Below are 23,552 nucleotides of genomic sequence, written 5' to 3'. Positions count from 1 at the left end.
TCCCGCCTCTCGTTCAAGCGCGATCGCACCCGAGGGGCGCCTTTTCAACGATCCGCCCGGCATTTTCAACGATTCCTCCCACACTCCTTCTCACGCCGGCAGAATAAAGTGCTTCCTACAGTTCTCGACGCTGACGAGGAGGCACGACGATGAAGGTTCACACTGTAACCGGCGGCGCAGGATTGCGACTGCATGTTCGCGAGTGGGGAAAAGAAGACGCTCCTTCGATCCTCTTCATCCACGGGTGGTCACAGAACCATCTCTGCTGGAAGAACCAGTATGAGAGCATGCTTGCCGAGGACTTTCGCCTCGTAGCCCTGGACCTGCGCGGTCACGGCATGTCGGAGGCCCCGCTCGAAACGGAGTATTATACTGAGCCGCAGCTTTGGGCCGACGATATCGCCGCTGTCGTAGATCAACTCAACCTCCGCAGTCCCGTTTTTGTGGGCTGGTCCTACGCCGGCTTCATTATTTGCGACTACCTCCGAGCCCATGGAACGGCGAAGGTTGCGGGCATCAACTTTGTAGGCGCGGCGACCACGCTCAATAAGGCAGCATTCGGCACCTTGATTGGCCCGGGCTTCCTTGATCATGTCATTGGTGCCACGAGCGAGGACCTGCCTGGCAACATCGAAGCAATCCGCAATTTCGTGCGCGGGTGTACTTATTCGCAACTGCCTTCCGAGGTATTCGAAACGGCGATCTGCTGGAACATGGCCGTGCCAGCGAAAATCCGGGCTGCGCTGCTCACCCGCGAGATCGATTCTGACGATGTACTGACCGCTCTTGCGGTGCCCATCCTTGTCACGCACGGCCAAGAGGACACGGTGATCCTGCCGGCGATGGGGCGGCACCTTCTAGCGTTATGTCCTGAAGCCACGGCATCGTGGTATGCGGCAACGGGGCACGCACCTTTTTTGGAGAACCCTACCAGGTTCAACGATGAGCTATGTCGTTTTGCAGATGACGCAAAGGTGTCCCGGGAAGGTATCTCTTCGAGGCTGGAAGGGAGCACATTGGCTGGAACAAGTCCCGTTTTCAATCGCACTTGACCGCGCGGACGAGTTTCAGTTCCTCCAGCGGCGAAGGATACGGCACCAGTACACACACAGCTGGCTTCGAATGTCGGATAACTGGCGCGCCCTCGCGGCCATCCGACCTCACACGCCGCCTTCACCGTGCCGCCACTGACCGGTCTCGAAGCTTCCCGTTATCGATTCGACCGCCGCTTTTCGAAGAAGGCGGTTATGCCCGCCTGCGCCTCTGTGGTCTCCCAGCTGTCTGCAAGCTTGGAAATCACGCTCTCGATGATCTCTTCCGTGATGGGCGGCGCAAGAGACAGCGCAAGGGCCTTGGCGCGTGTCGCTGCCTCCGGTGAGGCCGCGATGAATTCCGCGATCTCGAGGTCGACAGCACGGTCGAGGTTCGCAGCGGGAACAACAGAGGCGACGAGACCGATGGATTTGGCATGGGCAGCATCGAAGGTTCGACCGGAGACGAAGAGGGATCGTGCCGCAGGGCTGCCGATCCGCGCTACGACGTAAGGGCTGATCGTTGCCGGTATCAACCCAAGCCGAACTTCCGTCAGGCCGAAGCGCGCCGCCTCCGAGGCAATCACTGTATCGCAGACGCTGATCAGCCCGATACCGCCGCCAAAGGCGCTCCCGTGGACGCAGCCAATGAGCGGCTTCGGAAGCTCGTTCAGGGCCTTGAACATCATCGCCAGCCGCCGCGCTTCGGCGATTCTCTCCGCCCTGCTCGCCTTGAACTGGGCTCTCATCCACTCCAGGTCACCGCCGGCACAGAAGCTCTTGCCCGCTCCAGCAAGCACGACGACTCGCACCCGTCCATCCGACCCGAGCGCGCTTGCGGCCTCCGTCAACTCGTCGATCATTTCGGCGGACATGGCATTGTGCTTGTCCTCACGGGTGAGCGTAAGCCGCGCAACGCCGCGTTCGTCGATCGAAATCATCAGCGTTTTCGGCATTATGCCTCGCTCCTTAGGCTCTGGGCAAAATCGGCGGCCTCTTCCAGCTTCTCGGGCGCGAGCCCGGTCCGATAGCCCTTGCGGGTAAGGAACTCAGCGACAGCCAAAGTATCGACATTGCCCTTTGCGCCCGGAGCATAGGGGCAACCGCCCAATCCGCCGACCGACGCGTCGAAAACCCGCAGCCCGTGCTTCAAGGAAACCCCGATATTGTCCAAGGCCCAGCCGTCGGTGTCGTGGAAATGACCCGCAAGCATCGTCGCCGGCGCACAGGAGAGGACCGTTACCAGCATCTGATCGACCTCTTCCGGTCGTCCCTTGCCGATCGTGTCGCCGAGACTGATCTCGTAGCAGCCCAATGCATGCAGGCTCTCGACGACGCGCGCCGTCGCATCCGGCGAAATGGGCCCCTCATAGGGACATTCGACCACGCAGCTGACATAACCACGCATTGGAACGCCACGTGCACGGCTTGCTTCGGCAACCGGCTTGAAGCGTTCGATACTCTCGGCGATGGAACAGTTGATATTCTGTTGCGAGAAGCTCTCCGAGGCGGACGCAAAGATCGCGACTTCGTCCGCGCCCGCGGCCATTGCAGCCTCAAACCCCTTCATATTCGGGGTCAAAACGGCATAGCGGACCCCCGGCCTGCGCTTGATGCCGGCCATCACTTCGGCGGCGTCAGCAAGTTGCGGCACCCACTTCGGGCTGACAAAGCTCGTCGCCTCGATCCGCTCGAAACCACATTCCGAGATCATGTCGATGAGGGCGATCTTCGTCGCCGTCGGGATCAGGTTCTTCTCGTTCTGGAGGCCATCGCGGGGTGCCATCTCGACGATCGAGACGTCCCGGGGCAGCAATGACGATTCTCCGGGCTGCATCACGTCTCCTCTACCCGCAGCGTCAGAAGTACGGCTCCTTCGTCGACTTGCTGCCCTTCGCTCACCTCGACGGCTTCCACCGTCCCATCGCGGGCTGCGACAAGCGTCAGCTCCATCTTCATGGCTTCCATGACGACAAGCGCATCACCCTTGGCGACCTCCGCCCCCGAACTCGTCCGCACGATCTTCACAAAGCCCGGCATCGGCGCGATCAGTCTGTTGCCATCAGCAACATCCGTGGCACTGAAATCGAGCGGGTTACCGAGATGGAACACATGCGTTCGGTGGTCGACGCTGACGACCAGGTGATGCGCCGCCATACTGGCCTTGACCTGCACCTGCCGGGCATCGACCTCCACCCGGCAACCATCGTCCTGCCGGCTGACGATCTTCACGGGAATGACCCGCCGTCCATCATGCACGGCGAAGAAATCGAAACCCTTAGCCGCAATCCGTAGCGTTGAATGCCCTCCTTCATAGTTCAGAACGACGATGCGCTGCATCTCGCTCCAAAGCTGCCAATGTCCCAGCGTGAGCCAGGGATCGCCATCCGATGATCGCGCAAGCGTACCCAGTGACAACACGCCGGCAAGCGCGATCACCGTGTCCGCAGGCGGCTCAAGCGCGGTCAGAGATTGAAGATTGCGATCGATCAGCCCGGTATCCGGATGGCCAGCGACAAATTCGTCCTGCTCGCTCAATCTGGCGAGGAAGTCGAGATTGGTGGTGACACCGACGACATGCGAGCTCTGCAAGGCCCTGGTCAGTCGCAACAGGGCGACACTCCGGCTGGGCCCGTGTACGACCATCTTGGCGATCAGGGGATCGTAGTGAGCCGAGACGGTATCGCCCGGACGGATCCCGGCATCGATCCGCGCCGTAACCTCCGGAAAATCCAGATGCCTGATCGTCCCCGTCGCGGGCAGGAAGCCTTTGGCCGCATCCTCCGCGTAGATCCGGGCCTCGAAGGCCCAGCCATAGATCTCAAGCTCCGACTGCTTCTTCGGCAGCGGCTCGCCGAACGCCACACGCAATTGCCACTCGACGAGATCGACCCCGGCAATCGCTTCGGTAACGGCATGCTCGACCTGAAGACGGGTATTCATCTCCATGAAATAGAAACGATCCGGCCAGAGGCCGTTCGAGACATCCGCGATGAACTCGACGGTTCCGGCACCACGATAGGAAATGGCACGCGCCGCGCGTACCGCGGCTTCACCCATGGCACGACGCATCTCCGGCGTCATTCCCGGCGCCGGCGCTTCTTCGATCACCTTCTGATGGCGGCGCTGGAGCGAACAATCACGTTCGAAAAGATGCACAACATTGCCGTGCCGATCGCCGAAGATCTGAACCTCGATATGGCGCGGGCGAATGAGGTAGCGCTCGATCAGAACGGCATCGTCGCCGAATGCGGCCTTCGCCTCTCGCCGCGCAGCAGCAAGTGCTTCGGGAAAATCCTCCTCGCTGTCGACGCGGCGCATGCCCTTGCCGCCGCCACCCGCGCGTGCCTTGATCAGCACGGGGTACCCGATCAGGGTCGCCTGATCGGCGAGAAACCCGTCGTCTTGTTCCTCGCCATGGTAGCCGGGAACGACCGGCACGCCCGACTGATCCATTAACGCCTTTGCGGCATCCTTCAATCCCATGGCACGAATGGACGACGGCTGCGGCCCAATGAAGACAATGCCGGCGGCCTCTACGGCTGCGGCGAAGTCTGCATTCTCCGAGAGAAACCCGTAACCAGGATGAATGGCTTCGGCGCCAGTTCGCTGCGCCGCAGAAAGGATCCGCTCGATCGAGAGGTAACTCTCCTGCGCGCTCGCGGGCCCCAGCCGAACCGCTTCGTCGGCCATCTCGACGTGCAGCGCCCCAACATCGGCATCCGAATAGACCGCCACCGTGGCGATCCCCATGCGCCTGGCGGTTCGGATCACCCGGCAAGCAATCTCGCCACGGTTTGCGATGAGAATTTTCTGGAACATCGCTACCTCACATCCGGAACAGGCCGAAGCGCGTCTCTTCAATCGGTGCATTCAGCGCCGCAGACAGCGAGAGACCGAGCACGTCGCGGCTCTTGGCCGGGTCGATCACCCCATCGTCCCATAGCCGCGCCGACGCGTAGAGCGGATGGCTTTGCCGTTCGAAAAGATCGAGCACCGGCTGCTTGAAACTGGTCTCCTCCTCCGGTGTCCATGGCGTGCCGGCACGGGAGAGCGCCTCGCCCCGCACAGTCGCAAGCACGCCGGCCGCCTGCTCTCCGCCCATGACCGAGATGCGGCTGTTCGGCCATGTCCAGAGAAAGCGCGGCGAGAAGGCACGACCGGCCATCCCATAGTTGCCCGCACCGAAGGAACCGCCAACCAGCATCGTCACCTTTGGCACCCCGGTCGTTGCGACTGCGGTAACGAGCTTCGCACCATTCTTCGCGATGCCTTCGGTTTCGTATTTGCGGCCAACCATGAAGCCGGTGATGTTCTGCAGGAAGACGAGCGGTATCCTGCGCTGCGAGCAGAGCTCCACGAAATGGGCGCCCTTCAGGGCCGACTCGGAGAACAGCACGCCGTTGTTGGCGACAATGCCCACCGGGATACCATGGACATGTGCAAAGCCGCAGACCAGCGTCGTCCCGTAGCGCGCCTTGAATTCATCGAAACGCGAGCCGTCGACGATACGGGCGATAACTTCGCGCACGTCGTAGGGCACGCGCAGGTCGGCCGGGACGATCCCTGCGATTTCCGAGGGATCGAACAGTGGTGCCTCAACCGCCTGGCGCTCGACGCCACCCCCCTTGGATCGATTGAGATTGGCGACGGCGCGCCTCGCCAATGCCAGGGCATGCGCGTCATCTCGCGCAAGATGGTCTGCGACACCGGAGAGCCTTGTGTGCACATCGCCACCGCCAAGGTCCTCGGCCGAAACGACTTCGCCGGTTGCGGCCTTCACCAGCGGCGGGCCGGCGAGAAAGATCGTCCCCTGCCCCTCGACGATGATTGCCTCGTCGGACATGGCAGGCACGTAGGCACCACCTGCCGTACACGAGCCCATGACGACGGCGATCTGTGGAATTCCTGCCGCCGACATATTGGCCTGATTGTAGAATATCCGGCCGAAATGATCGCGATCCGGAAAGACCTCGTCCTGATTCGGCAAGTTCGCGCCGCCCGAATCCACCAAGTAAATGCAGGGCAGATTGTTCTGGGCCGCGATTTCCTGCGCGCGCAGGTGCTTCTTTACCGTCATCGGAAAGTAGGTGCCGCCTTTGACGGTCGCGTCATTGCAGACGATCATGCAATCGCGGCCTGAAACGCGGCCGATGCCGGTTATCAGCCCAGCACCCGGCGCCTCATTGCCGTACATGCCGTGGGCTGCGGTCAATCCGATTTCGAGAAATGGCGTAGCCGGATCGAGCAGGGCGGCGATCCGATCCCGTGGTAGCATCTTGCCGCGGGCAACGTGACGCTCGCGCGCTGCAAGTCCGCCCCCATTCGCCGCACTCAAGGCTGCGTCCTCGATGGCACGGATAGCTTCGGCCATCGCCGTGCGATTTGTCCTGAAGCTCTCCGAATTCGTCGAAATCTGCGACTTCAAAACCGTCATTGGTCACCAGGATGGTTGTCGGATGAAACGTTCGGATCAGGCCGTTTCGGAAAAGAGCTCGCGGCCAATCAGCATGCGTCTGATCTCAGAGGTTCCGGCACCGATCTCGTAGAGCTTGGCGTCACGCAGCAACCGGCCGGCGGGATAATCGTTCGTGTAGCCATTCCCCCCGAGCGCCTGGATTGTCTCAAGCGCCAACAGCGTCGCCTTCTCGGCGGCATAAAGAATGCAGCCGGCAGCATCCTTGCGCGTCGTCTCGCCGCGATCGCAGGCCGCCGCAACCGCGTAGACATAGGCGCGCGCCGTGTTCATGGTCACGTACATATCGGCGAGTTTTCCCTGCATCAGCTGGAATTCGCCGATCGCCTGGCCGAACTGCTTTCTTTCGTGAAGATAGGGCACGACGACATCCATGCAGGCGGCCATGATGCCGATCGGTCCAGCGGAGAGGACGACACGTTCATAGTCGAGCCCCGACATCAGAACGCGCGCACCACCGCCGAGTGTGCCCAGCACATTTGCCGCGGGAACCTCGCAGTCCTCGAAGATCAATTCGCAGGTGTTGGAGCCGCGCATGCCAAGCTTGTCGAGCTTCGGGCCCGTTGAAAAGCCCTTGAAGCCTTTCTCGACGAGGAAAGCCGTGATGCCACGCGGACCCGCATCAGGGTCTGTCTTCGCGTAAACCACCAGCACATCGGCATCCGGGCCGTTGGTGATCCACATCTTGTTGCCGTTGAGGAGGTAGCTGTCGCCTCGCTTCTTCGCCCGAAGCTTCATCGAAATGACGTCGGATCCGGCGCCCGGCTCGGACATGGCGAGTGCGCCAACATGTTCGCCGGAGATGAGCTTCGGCAAATAACGCGACTTCTGCTCGTCCGTTCCATTGCGGCTGATCTGATTGACGCAAAGGTTGGAATGGGCGCCGTAGCTGAGGCCGACGGAGGCGGAAGTGCGGCTGATTTCCTCCATCGCGACGCAATGGGCCAAGTATCCCAAGCCGGCGCCGCCATAGGCCTCCTCGGCCGTGATCCCGAGCAGTCCCATCTCACCCATCTCGCGCCAGAGTGGCGTTGGAAAACTGTTGCTGCTGTCCGTCTCGGCAGCGAGCGGTGCAATGCGCTCCGTCGCGAAACGTCGAACGCTGTCGCGGAGCGCCTCGATCTCGTCCGCCAGACCAAATCTCAAACCACCGGAATACATGCCTTCCCTCCCAAGTCCGGCGCGCGACTACAACAGCGTCCGGTATGCGTGTGCCGTCATTCTCCCGTCATTGTTCTTCACGCGCGTATCTTGTCGGCAGCTCCTCCACTGCCGGTCGGCCTGATAAATCTCGTTGAAGAACGCGAAAATGGCAAGCATTTCCGGTCGGCCAGACGTTTCTGACCGCCAGATTGCCCCAGCGACTATTCGATCGATCTTCCGCCGGCATCCGCCCTTCCTCCCGAGATAGGCGACGCACGGGATCTCTAGAGATCCGCGTGAGAATAAAGGGATGCTAGCACCGGGCGCGCGGAATTTCTGAACCAAGACGGTTCATCCTGCGCAAAGTATGGAAAGAATTCGCCGCCGGGACGACGCGTTCAACCGCTCAGGGCCGTCCGACAAAATCGACGGCCCAAGTGGCGATATGAGCCACCTATGACGCTAGCGCTTTATGGCGCGGCCACTGCGGCTTTCGGCGATTGCCCGCACTTGATGACGGCGAACCAGCTCGGCCTGTACCTCGGCCTGAAACGTCATGACCTGTTCGCGGACCTTAGCTTCGGAGCAGCCAAGCGACGTCAGCTCATCAGCCAGCCGGCGGCATTCTGTCTTCCAGAAGCGTACTGCATCCTCGCCGTGGCGACGGTCCAGTTCGGTCGCGCACCGTTCAATGTCTCCGGCGCGTGAAGCGACCGGGAAAAGTACGATCTCGCTTGTCGTCATTGCTTGCAGATTCTTGTTTGACTGTACTGACATCGACTCATTCCGTTGCGTCCGACTCATTCCTAGCTGACCATGGTTAACGCTTTCCTCTTCGCCCCCCACAAACGCGGCGTTCAATTCATCGCGGCGGTCAAAACGGGCATCGACACGGTCTCCGCCACAAGCAGGACTTCCGAACCATCGGAAATGCCGCTAGGCTTCTGCAGGCTGCTTTATTGATGCAGCGAGGGGGCTGAAATCAGTGAGACGTGTAGTTGCGAAGCCTGTTGCGGCGGCAATCGTGGTGTTCGCGCGCGCCATTACCGCGGTTCGCGCTATCTGGCCGAATGACGGCATTCCCCAGGGCCAGTGTGTTTACTTCGCAAATCACTCCAGCCATGGCGATTTCATCCTGGTCTGGGCCGTCCTTCCGCCGAGCTTGAGACGGCAGACACGCCCCGTCGCTGGCGCGGAATATTGGCTGAAGTCATCGATCAACCGCTTCATCGGCTGCAACGTCTTCGACGCAGTTCTTATCGAGCGGGACCGCGACAAGCGCACACGCGATCCGATTGAAGTCATGGCCGAAGTGCTCGATTCCGGAGCGTCGCTGATCCTCTTTCCCGAAGGAACGCGCAACCAGACGGATGCGCCGCTGCTGCCGTTCAAGAGCGGACTGTTCCATCTCGCCTCGACCCGGCCGGACATTCAGCTTGTGCCGGTCTGGATCAACAATCTCAATCGGGTCATGCCAAAAGGCGAGATCGTCCCGATCCCCTTCATCTGCACCGTGACCTTCGGCAACGCCATTCGGATCGACGCCGGCGAGACCAAGGAAACCTTCCTCGACAGGGCGCGGACGGCGCTGCTTGATCTGTCACCAAAACACCTGGGCGGTAAAGAATGAACGCAGCGAACGCCGACCTGTGGACACTCGTCCTTGGCATCTTCACGCTCCTGATTGTTTCGTCGACCATCGGCTACCTGCTGCAGCGGCGACTGCCGGCCGGCCAGTCGAATGCCGCGATCGAGAACCTGAACGCACGCATCAAGGCGTGGTGGATCATGGCCATCCTGATCGGCCTTGCCTTTCTTGCCGGTCGGATCGGCGTGCTGCTGCTGTTTGGCTTCTGCTCTTTCGCAGCACTACGCGAGTTCATTACGCTGACCGACACCAAACGCGCCGATCACTGGGCGCTCGCAGCCGCCTTCTTCGTCGTCCTGCCGCTGCAGTATTGGCTGTTGTGGGAGAGGCAATACGGCATCTTCTCGATCTTCATTCCGGTCTACGCGTTCCTCTTGATGCCGATCATCTCCGTACTGCGCGGCGATACCGAGCGTTTCCTGATACGCATTGCCGAAGTCCAATGGGCGCTGATGATTTGCGTATTCTGCGCCTCCCACGTTCCGGCGCTGCTGACGCTGACGATCCCCGGCTACGAAGGCCGCAACGTTCTGCTGATCGCTTTCCTGGTGATCATCGTGCAGCTCAGCGACGTGCTCCAATATGTCTGGGGCAAGCTGTTCGGTCGAACAAAAATCGCACCAAGCCTGTCGCCTTCAAAGACCGTGGAAGGCTTTGTCGGGGGCGTCTTGAGCGCGACGTTGATCGGTGCCGCCCTATGGTGGATCACACCTTTCACGCCGCTCCAGGCCGGGGTCATGGCTTTCGTTATCACCATGATGGGCTTTTTCGGCGGCCTCGTCATGTCGGCGATCAAGCGAGATCGCGGCGTCAAGGACTGGGGTCACCTGATCGAAGGCCACGGCGGACTGATTGATCGGCTCGATTCCGTCGTCTTTTCCGCGCCGATCTTCTTTCACATTGTCCGCTACTGGTGGTCGATCACATGATGACGCCGGTCCGTCGGCTGGCCCAGAGCAGTGCGATGCATGTGCTTTTCGCATTTGTCGCCATGGGCGGCTGGGCGGTCTTCGCCAACAGCAGCCACCTGCTGCAGCGAGCCCTATTTGCCGGCCTTGTGCAGGGCGCACTCTCGGCCGGCCTCACCTTCTTTCTCAAGACGGTTATCGAGCGGCTCGCAAAACAGTTCAAAGGGCGCGCCGGTCTCTGGGCACCGCCGCTGATCGCATGTCTGGCATCGACTGCCGTGCTGATCTCGATCCATGCGTTGAGCGGCACCCCGGAAATCCTAAAAACCATAGCGGTGCCGCTAACCGTCTCGACGACCTACGCGGCAGTCTACAATTACTTTGTCTACCAACAGAGGATCGTGGCATGACGGAAACGGGCGATCGCCGGCCGCTGGCAAGCAGAGACACGCAATGGGCAAAGCGCATTGCGAAATGGCTGGCGACACGGTCGGTCACGCCGAACCAAATCTCTCAGGCAAGCATGATCGCCGCGGCATTGGCCGGCGGCGCGTTCTTCCTTGCGGGACGGGACGACGGGTGGACAAGACCGCTCCTCTTCGTTCTCGCGGCCGCGTTCTGCCAATTGCGGCTGTTGTGCAATCTCTTCGACGGTATGGTTGCCGTTGAGGGCGGCAAGGGCGCAGCGGACGGCCCCTTCTGGAACGAATTCCCCGACCGCGTCGCCGACATCCTGATCCTGGCCGGTGTTGGGTATGGCATCGGATCGCCCGGCCTTGGCTGGGCGGCGGCATCGTTTGCCGTATTGACGGCCTATGTTCGCGAGCTCGGTCGAGCAACCGGGACACCGAGCGACTTCTCCGGCCCGATGGCAAAACAACACCGAATGGCGACAATCACGGCTGCGGCAATCCTCTCGATCCTCGAACCGCTTTGGAGCGGGCACAATCAGGTTCTACTCGCTGCCCTCTGGCTGATTACGATCGGTGCTGCCTTCACGGCGCTGCGACGGGGCAGAAACGTCGTTCGGAATCTGAAAGGTGGCCACGAGGGCAATTGACGCGCTTCACTCAATCCTCGTCAGGCGTACCGAAAAGCTCGAAAGTGCGCTTTGCAGTCGAGCGCACCAGCAATACAACAACCGCGCCGCTTCTTCTTTTCCCCGAAACGGCCTTGGACTAGCCTCGCTTCGGCGAGGCATTTTTCTTCCATCGGCATTTATAAGATTTTTATATCCGCGGCCCGCCGCCGATCTCGAACGCTTATGCGGTTCGACCGCATATTAATGTCCGAGAGATCCAAGGATCATCTCCAGCCAGAAAGCATAAAAGGTGCCATCCTGAGGATGGTGCCCTTTGTCTTGTCTGACTCCAGAAGAACAACAGGAGTCACGATCGATGATGGACATAGTTCTACTCGCCACAGCAATCGTATTTTTCGCCCTCTGCTTTGCTTACACCAAAGCCTGCGACCGACTTTAACCGGAGAAGCGCCATGACACTCGACTATATTCTCAGTGGTGCCGTCACCGTGTTCCTCACGGTTTACCTCACCTACGCTCTCATTCGCCCCGAACGCTTCTAGCATCGCGCCTCCTCCCAAGGCGCGACCGGCGAAACAAATCGGGTATTGAAAGTTTCCTCCCATGACCCTCAACGGATGGCTTCAGATCCTACTTTACTGCGGGATCATCATTGTGCTCGTCAAACCGCTCGGCGGTTACATGACACGCGTCTTCAATGGCGAACGCACGTTTCTCTCACCCGTCCTCGTTCCGATTGAACGGGGACTTTATGCGCTTGCAGGCACCAGCGAACGCGACGAACAGCACTGGACTTCATACGCGTTCGCCATGCTGATGTTCAACCTGCTCGGCTTCATCGTCCTCTACGCGTTGCTGCGTATGCAGGACATCTTGCCCCTGAACCCGGCCGGAATGGCTGCGGTTGGCCCCGAACTCTCTTTCAACACCGCCACAAGCTTCGTCGCCAACACCAACTGGCAGAACTACGGCGGCGAAAGCACGATGTCCTATCTCACGCAGATGGCTGGCCTCACCGTGCAGAACTTCGTATCTGGCGCGACCGGCATGGCAATCGCCATCGGCCTGATCCGCGCCTTTTCGCGCGCATCCGGTAAGGCGGTCGGCAATTTCTGGGTCGATATGACCCGTGCGACGCTCTACATTCTCCTGCCGATCTGCATCGTGCTGACGCTGGTCTATGTCTACCTCGGCGTGCCGCAGACGCTCGGCCCTTATGTCGACGCGACGACGCTCGAAGGCGCCAAGCAGACGATTGCTCTTGGACCGGTGGCCTCGCAGCTTGCCATCAAGATGCTCGGAACCAACGGCGGCGGCTTCTTCAACGCCAACTCCGCGCACCCCTTCGAAAACCCCGACGCGATTTCCAACCTCCTCCAGATGGTCTCGATCTTCGCAATCGGTGCTGCCTTCACCAATGTCTTTGGACGCATGGTGGGCAACCAGCGCCAGGGCTGGGCAATCCTCGCCACCATGGGCGTACTCTTCATTGTCGGCGTCGGCGTCACCTACTGGGCGGAAGCCGCAGGCAATCCGCTCATGCACGCCTTCGGCCTGCAGGGCGGCAACATGGAAGGCAAGGAAGTGCGCTTCGGCGTCACGTTGTCCTCACTCTTTGCGGTCATAACAACCGCTGCCTCCTGCGGTGCGGTTAACGCAATGCATGGCAGCTTCACGGCACTCGGCGGCTTGATCCCTCTCATCAACATGCAGCTTGGCGAAGTCATCGTCGGCGGTGTTGGCGCGGGCTTCTACGGCATCATGCTTTTCGTGATCATCGCAATCTTTGTCGCAGGGTTGATGGTCGGCCGCACGCCTGAGTACCTTGGCAAGAAGATCGAAGCCAAGGAGATGAAGATGGCCGTGCTTGCCATTCTTTGCCTGCCGCTTGCGATGCTCGTGTTTACTGCGATCGCCAGCGTGCTGCCCTCCGCCGTCGCCTCGATCGGCACGGCAGGACCACATGGCTTCTCCGAGATCCTTTATGCCTACACGTCCGCTGCGGCGAACAACGGCTCGGCTTTCGGTGGCCTGACCGGTAACACACCCTGGTACAACATCACGCTCGGCCTCGGCATGCTGATGGGACGCTTTCTGGTGATCGTCCCGGCGCTCGCAATCGCAGGCTCCCTGGTCGCCAAGAAGACCGTCCCCGCCTCGGCAGGCACGTTCCCGACCGATGGCCTGCTCTTCGTAGGCCTCCTGACGGGCACGATCCTGATTGTCGGCGGACTGACCTTCTTCCCGGCCCTGGCGCTTGGCCCGGTCGTCGAGCACCTGGTCACGATCGCCGGCCAGACCTTTTGAGGTGAAGCAATGATCCTTCGTCACAAGCTTCGCAAATCCTTCAACGCACGTCCCGGTTCGCCGGGACGTGATAGCCAGCGGATGACCCGCGCCTCCGACATCATTCTAGTGATGCTCGCCGGCCTCCTCGTCATCGCCGCGGTACTTCGGATCCTACACGGCTGATCGCAACACGGTCGCCTTACTCTTTTCAAGCTGGAGTCTCTTATGAGCCAGGCAAAATCAGCGAGCATCATGGATTCTCGCATTCTCATTCCGGCCGTGGGCGCCGCCTTCAAGAAGCTGAACCCGCGCACCCTTGCCAAGAACCCCGTCATGTTCGTCGTAGCAACGGTTTCGGCGCTGACCACGATCCTGTTCGTCCGTGATCTCGTCACGGGCGGCGGAAATCTTGGCTTTTCCTTCCAGATCAACCTTTGGCTCTGGTTCACCGTGCTTTTTGCCAACTTCGCCGAAGCCGTTGCCGAAGGCCGCGGCAAGGCGCAGGCGGACTCGCTGCGCAAGGCTCGCACCGAAACCCAGGCAAAACTGCTGACGGCCAACAACGGCACCGGCTACCGCCTCGTTCCGGGCACGAGCCTGAAGGTCGGCGATCTTGTCCTCGTCGAGGCTGGCGACATCATTCCCTCGGACGGTGAAGTCATCGAGGGCGTCGCATCTGTCAACGAGGCCGCGATAACGGGCGAGTCCGCCCCTGTCATCCGCGAGTCCGGCGGCGACCGTTCGGCCGTTACCGGCGGTACGCAGGTTTTGTCCGATTGGATTCGCGTTCGTATCAGCGCGGCCGCGGGGCACACCTTCCTCGACCGCATGATCTCGCTCGTCGAAGGTGCCGAACGTCAGAAGACCCCGAACGAGATCGCCCTCAACATCCTGCTTGCCGGCATGACGCTGATCTTCGTTCTGGCCACCGCGACCATCCCCAGCTTTGCAAGCTATGCCGGCGGCTCGATCCCGATCATCATCCTCGTCGCGCTCTTCGTGACGCTGATTCCGACGACCATCGGCGCGCTTCTCTCGGCGATCGGCATCGCCGGCATGGACCGTCTGGTACGCTTCAACGTGCTGGCCATGTCCGGTCGCGCCGTGGAGGCAGCCGGCGACGTCGACACGCTGCTCCTCGACAAGACCGGCACGATCACGCTTGGCAACCGCCAAGCCACGTCCTTCCGCCCCGTTCACGGCATCTCCGAACAGGACCTTGCCGATGCCGCGCAACTGGCATCGCTCGCCGACGAAACACCGGAAGGCCGCTCGATCGTCGTGCTTGCCAAGGAGAAATACGGCATCCGTGGCCGCGACATGGCCAGCCTGAGGGCCGCCTTCGTGCCCTTCACCGCGCAGACGCGCATGAGCGGCGTGGATGTCGATGGCTCTTCGATCCGTAAGGGGGCCGTCGATGCCGTACTCGCCTATGTTGGCGCCGCATCGGCACCGGCATCAGGCAACGCAGCGATCGCCATCCGCACCAACACCGAGACCGTGCGGGAACTGCAGGCAATTGCCGACGAAATCGCCAAGGCAGGCGGCACGCCGCTGGCAGTCGCCCGTGACGGCAAGCTGCTCGGCATCATCCAGCTCAAGGACATCGTCAAGGGCGGTATCCGCGAGCGCTTCGCCGAACTGCGCCGGATGGGTATCCGCACGGTCATGATAACAGGCGATAACCCGATGACGGCAGCAGCAATCGCCGCCGAAGCCGGCGTGGACGATTTCCTGGCGCAGGCGACACCGGAGAACAAGCTCTCGCTGATCCGCGAGGAGCAGGCCAAAGGCAAGCTCGTCGCCATGTGCGGCGACGGCACGAACGACGCCCCTGCCCTCGCCCAGGCCGACGTCGGCGTGGCCATGAACACCGGCACGGTCGCCGCCCGCGAAGCCGGCAACATGGTCGACCTCGACAGCGATCCGACGAAACTCATCGAGATCGTCGAGATCGGCAAGCAGCTGCTGATGACCCGCGGCGCGCTGACGACCTTCTCGATCGCCAATGACATTGCCAAGTACTTCGCCATCATCCCGGCAATGTTCCTGGCCTTCTATCCGCAACTCGGCGTCCTCAACGTCATGGGGCTAGCGACCCCGCAGAGCGCGATCCTGTCGGCCATCATCTTCAACGCATTGATCATCGTGGCGCTGATCCCGCTCTCGCTCAAAGGCGTCAAATACCGCGCAATCGGCGCCGGCGCGCTCTTGTCCCGCAATCTGCTGATCTACGGTGTCGGCGGCATCATCGTCCCGTTCATCGGCATCAAGGCGATCGACATGGTCATCACGGCCATCGGTCTCGCCTAAGGAGTTGACATCATGTTGAAAGAACTTCGTCCGGCAATCGTTATGATCGTTGCCACCACCGCCATCACCGGGCTGCTCTATCCGCTCGCAATGACGGGCGCTGCACAGGCACTCTTCCCGGCGCAAGCCAACGGCAGCCTGATCGAGAAGGACGGCCACGTGATCGGCTCGACCCTGATCGGCCAGGCCTTCACCGGCGATAAGTACTTCCGCGGCCGTCCCTCGGCAGCAGGCGACGGCTACAATGCCGCCAGCTCCAGCGGTTCGAACCTCGGCCCAACCAGCCAGAAGCTCATCGATCGCGTGAAGACTGATTACGAAGCAGCCAAGGCGACCAACCCGAATGTGGAGGTGCCGATCGACCTCGTGACGGCTTCCGGCAGCGGCCTTGATCCGCACATCTCACCCGAAGCCGCCTACTTCCAGATACCGCGCGTCGCCAAGGCGCGCGGCATGGATGAGGCAAAGCTCAAGACGATTGTCGATGCCGCCGTCAATCACCCCGAACTTGGGTTCCTCGGTGAACGCACGGTCAATGTTCTGGCATTGAATCAGTCTCTTGATGCTTCTATCTCTCAGTAAAATTGAAGGCCCCGGGCGCCTGCGCGCACCGGGGCTTGCTCGTCAGAAAGATTGACCCGCATGCCGGAAGACAACCGCGACAAGGTTGGAAGGCCCTCGCCCGACGCGCTGCTAGAGAAAGCGCGCCAGGAGACACGTGGCCGTCTGAAGATCTTCCTGGGCGCCGCGCCCGGCGTCGGCAAGACCTACGAGATGCTGGAATCGGGCCGTGCCAAGATGTCCGATGGCGTTGACGTGGTGATCGGCATCGTCGAGACCCACGGGCGCAAGGAAACGCAAGCGCTCGTCAATGGCTTCGAAGTCATTCCGCGTGTCAAGATCGACTACAAGGGCCGCCCGCTCGAGGAGATGGATATTGACGCTATCCTCGCCCGCCAACCGCGCCTCGTCCTCGTCGACGAACTTGCCCATACGAACGCCGAGGGCAGCCGCCATCCGAAGCGCTATCTCGACGTGAAGGAGCTGCTTGACCGCGGCATAGACGTCTATTCGACATTGAACATCCAGCACGTCGAGAGCCTGAACGATGTCGTTTCGCAGATTACCCGCATCCGAGTGCGAGAGACCGTCCCGGATTCGATCATCGATATGGCCGATGACGTCGAGATCATCGATCTGACGCCGGATGATCTGATCAAGCGGCTGCACGACGGAAAGGTCTATGTTCCGAAGACTGCCGAACGGGCTCTGACCAATTATTTCACGCCCGGAAACCTGACCGCGCTGCGCGAACTGGCATTGCGCAAAACCGCGCAGCGTGTCGACGACCAACTCCTGACCCACATGCAGGCACATGCCATCGCTGGTCCCTGGGCCGCGGGCGAAAGGGTTCTTGTATCGGTTGATCAGCATCCGCGCTCGGCCTCGCTGGTCCGCTATGCCTCGCGAATGGCCTCGCGACTGCGGGCACCGTGGGCGGCCGTCTATGTCGAGACCGGTCGTTCCATCAATCTGACTGAAACCGACCGTGACACAATTGCGGCCACACTTCGATTGGCCGAACAGCTCGGCGGTGAGGCGATCACCATTCCCGGCCGTGAGGTCTCCGAAGAGCTGGTCCGCCACGCCGCTGCCAACAACGTTACCCACATCGTCATCGGCGCCCCCAACAAGCCGACCTGGCGTGACTGGCTTCACCGCTCCATAGCCGACGATCTGATCCGGACGTCAGGCAATATCAGCGTCCATGTGATTTCCGGCAGCGAGACGGTGGGAACATCCGCGCGCGGCGTCGGAGCCGCACCGTCCGTGCCCGACTTCAACATCCGGGCCTATCTCTCCGCGACAGCCTATGTGGTTGTCGCGCTCATCGCCGGCGTGGTGCTCGATCAGGTTCTTGATGTCCGCAACCTTGCCCTCGTGTTCTTGATGGCGGTGCTAACCTCGGCGGTCATCCACGGGCTGCGCCCAGCGCTCTATACCTGCATCATCAGCGCGCTGTCCTTTAACTTCTTCTTCCTGCCGCCCCGCTACACGCTGACGATCAGCGATCCGGAGAGCGTGCTTGCGTTGTTCTTCTTCCTGGGCGTCGCTGTCATCGCGAGCAACCTGACGGCAACGGTCCAACGCCAGGCGGCTGCTGCCCGGCAGCGTGCCAGGACGACGGAAGACCTCTACCTCTTTTCCAAGAAATTGGCCGGCACCGGCACGCTCGACGACGTTCTCTGGGCCACCGCCTTTCAGCTGGCATCGATGCTCAAGGTCCGCGTCGTCCTTCTGCTGCCGGAAGAAGGCACCATCGCCGTCAAGGCCGGTTATCCGCCGGATGACACCCTCGATGAGGCAGATATTGCCGCCGCCCGCTGGGCGTGGGAGCACAATCACGCCGCAGGCCGTGGCGCCGATACCCTGCCTGGCGCCAAACGCCTCTACGTGCCGCTGCGAACCGGACGTGCCGCCGTTGGTGTGATCGGCTTGGACAATGACCGACGCGACGGCCCTCTGCTGACGCCCGAACAGCAACGCCTTCTCGACGCCTTGGCGGATCAGGCGGCGCTTGCGATAGAGCGCATTCAACTAGTAGCGGATGTTGACCGCGCCAAGCTGGCTGCCGAAGCCGATCGTCTGCGCTCTGCCCTCCTGACCTCGATCTCGCATGACCTGAAGACGCCGCTCGCGGCCATCCTTGGCGCTGCAGGCACTCTGCGGGACTACCGCGATTCCATGTCGGTTGAAGATCGTCTGGATCTGTTGTCGACCGTCGTCGACGAGTCGGAACGGCTCAACCGCTTTATTGCCAACCTGCTCGACATGACGAAGATCGAGTCCGGTGCGATGGAGCCGAACTATGCGCTTCACTACCCGGGCGACATTGCCGGAAGCGCGCTGCGCCGCGCCGAGAAAATTCTTGCGCACCACAAGACCGTCATGACGATTCCTGCAGACCTGCCGATGATCCGCGTCGATCCGGTATTGTTCGAACAGGTGCTTTTCAATTTACTCGACAATGCTGCCAAGTATGCGCCGCAGGGGTCGTCAATCCGTATCGATGGGCGGGCGGACGAATACAATGTTGTGGTTGAGGTTTCAGACGAGGGACCCGGCATTCCGCCGGCGGATGTGGACCGCGTCTTCGACACATTCTATCGAGTAAGCAAAGGGGACCAGGTTCGCGCCGGGACGGGCCTCGGCCTGTCCATCTGTCGCGGTTTTGTCGAGGCGATGGGCGGTGCGATCACTGCCCGGAATCGCTCCGATCGTTCGGGTGCTGTCTTCACCATCCGTCTTCCGAAGCCAAACGAGATTCCTAAATTGGATGAGCTAAAATGACCGGTTCAGCCGTAAAAATCCTCGTCGTTGACGACGAGCCCCCGATCCGCAAGCTGCTTCGAGTTGGTCTCACGGCGCAAGGCTACGAGGTGCACGAAGCGCCAAACGGCGTGGCGGCGCTGCAGGCAGCGAAGGATGATCCGCCGGATCTGATCGTGCTCGACCTTGGCCTGCCGGACAAGTCGGGCCATGAACTGCTGCAGGAATGGAGAGACGCAGGCCTTGCCTTGCCGATCGTGATCCTTTCCAGCCGGACCGATGAAACCGGAATCGTCAAGGCACTGGAAGCGGGCGCCGATGACTATCTGACGAAACCGTTCGGCATGAACGAGCTCGGTGCCCGGCTTCGTGTCGCCTTGCGTCATCGCTTGCAGCAGCAGGGTGAACGAGCGATCTTTCAGGCTGGCGGCCTGTCGATCGACCTCGTCAAGCGCATTGTCAAGATCGACGGCAGGGAAATCAAGCTCTCGCCGAAGGAATACGACATTCTGCGGGTCCTCGCCCAGCATGCGGGAAAGGTCCTCACCCACCAGTTTCTGTTGAAGCAGATCTGGGGGCCCGCTGCCGACGTACAATACCTGCGTGTCTACGTGCGACAGCTGCGCCAAAAGATCGAGCAGAGCCCGGACCAGCCCCAATACATCACGACTGAAACCGGCGTCGGATACAGGCTCAAAGAAGCAGATCCGCCAGCAGCCTAAATCGGCCTATCGGTAAGCGCGCTCCGACAGTGCGCGCATGCCCAATCCGACCATCACTTCATGAGCGATGCGGCGGCGCATCGGATTGTGCAACCGGATCGCCGTCGAGCCGAGGAAATCCGTCTCTATGTGATCGAACGCCTTCAGCTCCGGTGAAGTCATGATCGAACGCGAATAGAATGCGTGGAAAGCGTTGCGGCAGACATAGGTCTTGTATTTCGTCAGGCAGAAAACCGAGAAGCGGCCGGCCTCTTCACGCAGGAAATCGGTCACCCCGACCGTGACCTCCGGCCAGGCGGGATTGAAGGTATCGTCGAAGACGATAATCCCATGCTCCGCAAGCGACCCGGCAGCAAGACGACTGTCGGCCGCGACGTGGTGCAGCATGTGGCCGCCGTCGATACTGAAAAAGCGGACCTTGCCGGCCCTTTCAATAATGTCCTCCGGCCTGAGCAGCGTGCTGTCGCTCTTGACGACGCGCTCTGCATCCACGGAAAGGCCCAGTTGGCGGCCACCCGCCACGAAACGGTCATATTGCGTCGCGCCGTGCTCAGGTTTCAGGATATCGAAGGGATCGATCGCCACGATCTTCTCGGCCTCTCCGCAGATCTTTCGCATCAGGAAGTAGGATCGGCCGTAGTAAACGCCGATCTCGGCCAAGCCACCTTGCAAGGATGCTGATTGCTGTGCCCGCAGAACAGCAAGAAATACCAGCGCGTCAGGCGGATCAATGTATCCTTCAATCGCCTGAAGATCATGGAAGATGAATTTTCTTATCGATGAATTCATTGAACTGTGCTTCCAGATTCATCAACAGAGGCACCGAAGAAGACAATTTCTCGCAGAAATCACGAAGAGAAGTCAATTCTATTTAAAATCACGCGAAAGCAGTATTTATAGATACGCTTGGTTGCAGGAATGATCAAAAGGAGTCTGCTGTTCTATTTAAAAATATTGTCGTGTCGAGCATTGCCGAACAGTCGATCGCGCCTGAAAAGCTTTGCGCGATCAATTTGCTAATGCCATCGTCGACAAAACGAGGCCAGCGTCCCTCCCCCGTTCGTTTCTTTCTTTTTCTTGCCATCGACCTGCCTTAAGTCTTCTCTTCATCCGAAACGAGAATTGAAGGTGGTGCATGGCAGGTGAAACGGTTCTGGTCGTTGGCGGCGCTGGGTATATTGGCTCGCACACGTGTCTCGATCTTGCGAACAAGGGCTTCAAACCGGTCGTTTTCGACAATTTCTCAAACGGTCACCGCGAGTTCGTAAAGTGGGGACCCGCGGAAGAAGGGGATATCAGGGATCGGGCGCGCCTTGACGAGGTCCTGGCAACACACAAGCCAGCCGCCATCCTGCACTTTGCCGCGCTCATCGAAGTCGGCGAATCGGTCAAGGATCCGGTTGCCTTCTACGAGAACAACGTCATCGGCACACTGACACTCCTGGCAGCTGCCCAGACGGCTGGCGTCAAGGCATTCGTCTTCTCGTCGACCTGCGCGACTTATGGCTTGCCGCAGAGCGTGCCGCTCGACGAGACGCATCGCCAGGTGCCGATCAATCCGTACGGTCGCACGAAGTACATCGTCGAGCAGGCGCTTTCCGACTACGACAAGTACACGGGCTTTCGATCGGTCGTGCTTCGCTATTTCAACGCTGCCGGGGCCGATTTCGAAGGCAGGATCGGCGAGTGGCACCAGCCGGAAACGCACGCCATACCGTTGGCGATCGACGCCGCCCTTGGCCGCCGCGAAGGCTTCAGGGTGTTCGGAACCGACTACGAGACGCGCGACGGCACCTGCGTCCGCGACTACATCCACGTCCTCGACCTCGCCGATGCCCATGTCCGTGCCGTCGAGCATCTGTTGCGCGGCGGCGAGTCGGTTGCTCTCAACCTCGGCACCGGCACCGGGACGACCGTGAAGGAGTTGCTCGACACCATCGAGCGCGTCTCCGAGCGGCCGTTTCCTGTGGAATATGTCGGCCGCCGCGAGGGCGACTCGCACACGCTGGTTGCCAACAACGACAAGGCGCGGGAGATTCTCGGCTGGACGCCGCAGTATGATTTGTCTCAAATCATCCGCTCGGCGTGGAACTGGCACGCAAAATCAAACCAGCACTGAATGCATCCATGACCGGTCGACCGAACATTCTCCTGATCACCGCGGACCAGTGGCGTGGCGATTGTCTGTCAGCGACCGGGCATGCCTGCCTCAAGACGCCGAACGTAGATGCGCTGGCGGCAGAAGGCGTGTTGTTTGCGCGCCACTACGCCGGCGCGGCTCCATGTTCGCCGGCACGAGCCACGCTCTACACTGGCCTCTATCAGATGAACCACCGGGTTTGCCGGAACGGCTCACCCCTCGATGCCCGATTTGACAATCTGGCGTTGGCGGCGCGGCGGGCGGGCTATGATCCGACGCTGTTCGGTTACACGGACACCGCACCCGACCCCCGCGGCCTGGATCAAAACGACCCGCATCTGACGACCTATGAGGGATTGTTGCCCGGTTTCACGGCCCGGCAACTCCTTCCCGAACATGAAAAGCAATGGCTCTCCTGGTTGCGCTCGCGGGGGCACGCTGAAGCGCATACCCGCGACATCCACATTCCTGTTGGCGCGCGGCGCGGCGAGATCTCGAACGCGGCAACAGCCTATTCGAAGGACGAGACGCAGACGGCGTTTCTCGCAGGAGAGTTTATCCGCTGGCTGGGCGAGCAAGATGCGCCGTGGTTCGCGCATGTTTCGTTCCTGCGTCCCCATCCGCCATTTTCGGCCCCGCCTCGATACAACGACCTGTTCAGCCCGGAGGACGGTCCGCATTTCGCCCGGGCGAAAAACCATGAAATAGAACAGAGCGCACATCCTTACCTGTCCTATGCCATGCCGAGGGCAAAGAAGGGTAACTTCATCTACGGCGCAGCCGGTCGCGTCAACGACTGGGAAGACAGCGACTTCGGCGCGATCCGCGCCATCTATTATGGCATGATTGCCGAGGTCGACGCGCAGCTCGGGCAAGTTTGGAGCGCATTGAAGGAAGCCGGGGCCTGGGATAACACGCTGATCATCTTCACCTCCGACCACGCCGAGATGGCGGGCGATCACTGGACGCTCGGCAAGGGCGGCTTCTTCGACGGCAGCTATCATATCCCGCTTGTCATCCGCGACCCGCAGGCCGCCACGCGGGGCAGCGTTGTCGAGCGGTTCACGTCCGCGGCAGACATCTTCCCGACATTGTGCGACCGCCTGAATATCGAGCCGGAGAATGGTGTGGACGGACAATCGCTCCTGCCGCTCATGCGGCGCGAGCCCGGAAATTGGCGCGAAGCAGCCTTCTGGGAATTTGACTTCCGCGATATCGCCACTCAGGAGCCGGAAACTCATTTCGGATTGCGGTCGAACGAATGCAATCTTGCCGTCATCAGGGATGAGCGCTTCAAATACGTGCATTTCACAGCACTGTCACCGCTGCTGTTCGATCTGCAGGCTGATCCGATGGAATTGAACAACCTCGCGTCAGACGAAGCCTATCTGCCGGTGCGGCTTGCCTATGCCGAGAAACTTCTCTCGCTGCGTGCCCGCCATCTGGATCAGACGCTAGCCTTCACCGAACTTACCGAGAAAGGGCCGGTGAAGCACCGGCCCTGAGCTTC

The 23,552-nt window shown here is 60.7% G+C and carries 21 protein-coding genes; 14 read left to right on the top strand and 7 right to left on the bottom strand.

The genetic code is table 11. The features are described 5' to 3' along the window. Nucleotides 1-149: 149 nt before the first annotated feature. Nucleotides 150-1,052, top strand: a complete 903-nt coding sequence (locus tag IB244_RS03530; protein WP_029792560.1) for an alpha/beta fold hydrolase — start codon at nucleotides 150-152, stop codon at nucleotides 1,050-1,052. 158 nt (nucleotides 1,053-1,210) lie between these two features. Here the strand turns inward: IB244_RS03530 and IB244_RS03525 are convergent, their stop codons facing one another. From IB244_RS03525 to IB244_RS31980, 6 genes are all read right to left on the bottom strand, one after another. Beyond that, nucleotides 1,211-1,987 (bottom strand): crotonase/enoyl-CoA hydratase family protein, encoded by a 777-nt coding sequence (locus tag IB244_RS03525; RefSeq protein WP_029792561.1) that lies wholly within the window; start codon nucleotides 1,985-1,987, stop codon nucleotides 1,211-1,213. Then, the gene (locus IB244_RS03520) at nucleotides 1,987-2,868 is read right to left on the bottom strand and encodes a hydroxymethylglutaryl-CoA lyase (RefSeq protein WP_049809243.1); all 882 of its coding nucleotides are present in this window, start codon (nucleotides 2,866-2,868) and stop codon (nucleotides 1,987-1,989) included. The genes IB244_RS03525 and IB244_RS03520 overlap by 1 nt, the downstream gene beginning before the upstream one ends. Further along, on the bottom strand, nucleotides 2,868-4,853 hold the full coding sequence (locus IB244_RS03515) for an acetyl/propionyl/methylcrotonyl-CoA carboxylase subunit alpha (protein WP_029792564.1): 1,986 nt from the start codon (nucleotides 4,851-4,853) through the stop codon (nucleotides 2,868-2,870). The genes IB244_RS03520 and IB244_RS03515 overlap by 1 nt, the downstream gene beginning before the upstream one ends. Before the next feature lie 7 nt (nucleotides 4,854-4,860). After that, nucleotides 4,861-6,468, bottom strand: coding sequence for a carboxyl transferase domain-containing protein (locus IB244_RS03510; protein ID WP_113469674.1), 1,608 nt, complete (start codon nucleotides 6,466-6,468; stop codon nucleotides 4,861-4,863). Between the two features lie 36 nt (nucleotides 6,469-6,504). After that, the gene (locus IB244_RS03505) at nucleotides 6,505-7,668 is read right to left on the bottom strand and encodes an isovaleryl-CoA dehydrogenase (RefSeq protein ID WP_018855969.1); all 1,164 of its coding nucleotides are present in this window, start codon (nucleotides 7,666-7,668) and stop codon (nucleotides 6,505-6,507) included. Nucleotides 7,669-8,112: 444 nt separating this feature from the next. Further along, nucleotides 8,113-8,394: a DUF6074 family protein gene (locus tag IB244_RS31980; protein ID WP_312867209.1), complete on the bottom strand. Its 282-nt coding sequence runs from the start codon at nucleotides 8,392-8,394 to the stop codon at nucleotides 8,113-8,115. A gap of 241 nt (nucleotides 8,395-8,635) precedes the next feature. Here IB244_RS31980 and IB244_RS03495 point away from each other — a divergent pair, with 241 nt between their 5' ends. The 11 genes from IB244_RS03495 (at nucleotide 8,636) to IB244_RS03445 (ending at nucleotide 19,902) form a co-directional block, all read left to right on the top strand. Then, nucleotides 8,636-9,280, top strand: coding sequence for a lysophospholipid acyltransferase family protein (locus IB244_RS03495; RefSeq protein ID WP_026371622.1), 645 nt, complete (start codon nucleotides 8,636-8,638; stop codon nucleotides 9,278-9,280). Continuing rightward, entirely contained in the window at nucleotides 9,277-10,227 is a 951-nt protein-coding gene (locus IB244_RS03490) for a phosphatidate cytidylyltransferase (protein ID WP_018855973.1), read from the top strand. The genes IB244_RS03495 and IB244_RS03490 overlap by 4 nt, the downstream gene beginning before the upstream one ends. Beyond that, complete coding sequence (locus IB244_RS03485) at nucleotides 10,224-10,616, top strand: hypothetical protein (RefSeq protein ID WP_026371623.1); 393 nt, start codon at nucleotides 10,224-10,226, stop codon at nucleotides 10,614-10,616. The genes IB244_RS03490 and IB244_RS03485 overlap by 4 nt, the downstream gene beginning before the upstream one ends. Continuing rightward, nucleotides 10,613-11,266, top strand: coding sequence for a CDP-alcohol phosphatidyltransferase family protein (locus IB244_RS03480; RefSeq protein WP_113469673.1), 654 nt, complete (start codon nucleotides 10,613-10,615; stop codon nucleotides 11,264-11,266). Before IB244_RS03485 ends, IB244_RS03480 begins: the two co-directional genes overlap by 4 nt. Nucleotides 11,267-11,700: 434 nt before the next feature. After that, the gene (locus IB244_RS03475) at nucleotides 11,701-11,790 is read left to right on the top strand and encodes a K(+)-transporting ATPase subunit F (protein WP_016556800.1); all 90 of its coding nucleotides are present in this window, start codon (nucleotides 11,701-11,703) and stop codon (nucleotides 11,788-11,790) included. Between the two features lie 61 nt (nucleotides 11,791-11,851). Beyond that, nucleotides 11,852-13,555: a potassium-transporting ATPase subunit KdpA gene (gene kdpA, locus IB244_RS03470; protein ID WP_018855976.1), complete on the top strand. Its 1,704-nt coding sequence runs from the start codon at nucleotides 11,852-11,854 to the stop codon at nucleotides 13,553-13,555. A 9-nt stretch (nucleotides 13,556-13,564) separates the two neighbouring features. Beyond that, nucleotides 13,565-13,720, top strand: a complete 156-nt coding sequence (locus tag IB244_RS03465; protein WP_018855977.1) for a hypothetical protein — start codon at nucleotides 13,565-13,567, stop codon at nucleotides 13,718-13,720. A 42-nt stretch (nucleotides 13,721-13,762) separates the two neighbouring features. Next, nucleotides 13,763-15,850, top strand: a complete 2,088-nt coding sequence (gene kdpB / locus IB244_RS03460; protein WP_018855978.1) for a potassium-transporting ATPase subunit KdpB — start codon at nucleotides 13,763-13,765, stop codon at nucleotides 15,848-15,850. A 12-nt stretch (nucleotides 15,851-15,862) separates the two neighbouring features. Beyond that, complete coding sequence (kdpC, locus tag IB244_RS03455; RefSeq protein ID WP_018855979.1) at nucleotides 15,863-16,432, top strand: potassium-transporting ATPase subunit KdpC; 570 nt, start codon at nucleotides 15,863-15,865, stop codon at nucleotides 16,430-16,432. 60 nt (nucleotides 16,433-16,492) lie between these two features. Beyond that, nucleotides 16,493-19,201: a sensor histidine kinase gene (locus IB244_RS03450; RefSeq protein ID WP_018855980.1), complete on the top strand. Its 2,709-nt coding sequence runs from the start codon at nucleotides 16,493-16,495 to the stop codon at nucleotides 19,199-19,201. Further along, nucleotides 19,198-19,902 (top strand): response regulator transcription factor, encoded by a 705-nt coding sequence (locus IB244_RS03445; protein WP_018855981.1) that lies wholly within the window; start codon nucleotides 19,198-19,200, stop codon nucleotides 19,900-19,902. Before IB244_RS03450 ends, IB244_RS03445 begins: the two co-directional genes overlap by 4 nt. A 6-nt stretch (nucleotides 19,903-19,908) precedes the next feature. Here the strand turns inward: IB244_RS03445 and IB244_RS03440 are convergent, their stop codons facing one another. Beyond that, entirely contained in the window at nucleotides 19,909-20,691 is a 783-nt protein-coding gene (locus IB244_RS03440) for a class I SAM-dependent methyltransferase (protein WP_018855982.1), read from the bottom strand. A gap of 346 nt (nucleotides 20,692-21,037) precedes the next feature. Here IB244_RS03440 and galE point away from each other — a divergent pair, with 346 nt between their 5' ends. Together galE and IB244_RS03430 are read left to right on the top strand one after the other, a co-directional pair. Beyond that, nucleotides 21,038-22,021, top strand: coding sequence for a UDP-glucose 4-epimerase GalE (gene galE, locus IB244_RS03435; RefSeq protein WP_113469672.1), 984 nt, complete (start codon nucleotides 21,038-21,040; stop codon nucleotides 22,019-22,021). 8 nt (nucleotides 22,022-22,029) lie between these two features. Next, on the top strand, nucleotides 22,030-23,547 hold the full coding sequence (locus tag IB244_RS03430; protein WP_018858910.1) for an alkaline phosphatase family protein: 1,518 nt from the start codon (nucleotides 22,030-22,032) through the stop codon (nucleotides 23,545-23,547). Nucleotides 23,548-23,552 lie beyond the last annotated feature (5 nt).

This window comes from Rhizobium sp. RHZ02 (assembly GCF_014851575.1).
GTDB classification, from domain to species: domain Bacteria; phylum Pseudomonadota; class Alphaproteobacteria; order Rhizobiales; family Rhizobiaceae; genus Rhizobium; species Rhizobium altiplani.
Note: the sequence above shows the minus strand (reverse complement) of the source record. Positions and strands in the feature narration are given on the sequence as shown.

Coding starts and splice junctions, on each gene's coding strand:
- kdpA (WP_018855976.1), top strand. CDS start 11,852: ATGACCCTCAACGGATGGCTTCAGATCCTACTTTACTGCGGGATCATC.
- IB244_RS03520 (WP_049809243.1), bottom strand. CDS start 2,868: ATGCAGCCCGGAGAATCGTCATTGCTGCCCCGGGACGTCTCGATCGTC.
- IB244_RS03510 (WP_113469674.1), bottom strand. CDS start 6,468: ATGACGGTTTTGAAGTCGCAGATTTCGACGAATTCGGAGAGCTTCAGG.
- IB244_RS03525 (WP_029792561.1), bottom strand. CDS start 1,987: ATGCCGAAAACGCTGATGATTTCGATCGACGAACGCGGCGTTGCGCGG.
- IB244_RS03530 (WP_029792560.1), top strand. CDS start 150: ATGAAGGTTCACACTGTAACCGGCGGCGCAGGATTGCGACTGCATGTT.
- IB244_RS31980 (WP_312867209.1), bottom strand. CDS start 8,394: ATGACGACAAGCGAGATCGTACTTTTCCCGGTCGCTTCACGCGCCGGA.
- IB244_RS03450 (WP_018855980.1), top strand. CDS start 16,493: ATGCCGGAAGACAACCGCGACAAGGTTGGAAGGCCCTCGCCCGACGCG.
- IB244_RS03440 (WP_018855982.1), bottom strand. CDS start 20,691: ATGAATTCATCGATAAGAAAATTCATCTTCCATGATCTTCAGGCGATT.
- galE (WP_113469672.1), top strand. CDS start 21,038: ATGGCAGGTGAAACGGTTCTGGTCGTTGGCGGCGCTGGGTATATTGGC.
- IB244_RS03505 (WP_018855969.1), bottom strand. CDS start 7,668: ATGTATTCCGGTGGTTTGAGATTTGGTCTGGCGGACGAGATCGAGGCG.
- IB244_RS03490 (WP_018855973.1), top strand. CDS start 9,277: ATGAACGCAGCGAACGCCGACCTGTGGACACTCGTCCTTGGCATCTTC.
- IB244_RS03445 (WP_018855981.1), top strand. CDS start 19,198: ATGACCGGTTCAGCCGTAAAAATCCTCGTCGTTGACGACGAGCCCCCG.
- IB244_RS03485 (WP_026371623.1), top strand. CDS start 10,224: ATGATGACGCCGGTCCGTCGGCTGGCCCAGAGCAGTGCGATGCATGTG.
- kdpC (WP_018855979.1), top strand. CDS start 15,863: ATGTTGAAAGAACTTCGTCCGGCAATCGTTATGATCGTTGCCACCACC.
- IB244_RS03515 (WP_029792564.1), bottom strand. CDS start 4,853: ATGTTCCAGAAAATTCTCATCGCAAACCGTGGCGAGATTGCTTGCCGG.
- IB244_RS03430 (WP_018858910.1), top strand. CDS start 22,030: ATGACCGGTCGACCGAACATTCTCCTGATCACCGCGGACCAGTGGCGT.
- kdpB (WP_018855978.1), top strand. CDS start 13,763: ATGAGCCAGGCAAAATCAGCGAGCATCATGGATTCTCGCATTCTCATT.
- IB244_RS03465 (WP_018855977.1), top strand. CDS start 13,565: ATGATCCTTCGTCACAAGCTTCGCAAATCCTTCAACGCACGTCCCGGT.
- IB244_RS03480 (WP_113469673.1), top strand. CDS start 10,613: ATGACGGAAACGGGCGATCGCCGGCCGCTGGCAAGCAGAGACACGCAA.
- IB244_RS03475 (WP_016556800.1), top strand. CDS start 11,701: ATGACACTCGACTATATTCTCAGTGGTGCCGTCACCGTGTTCCTCACG.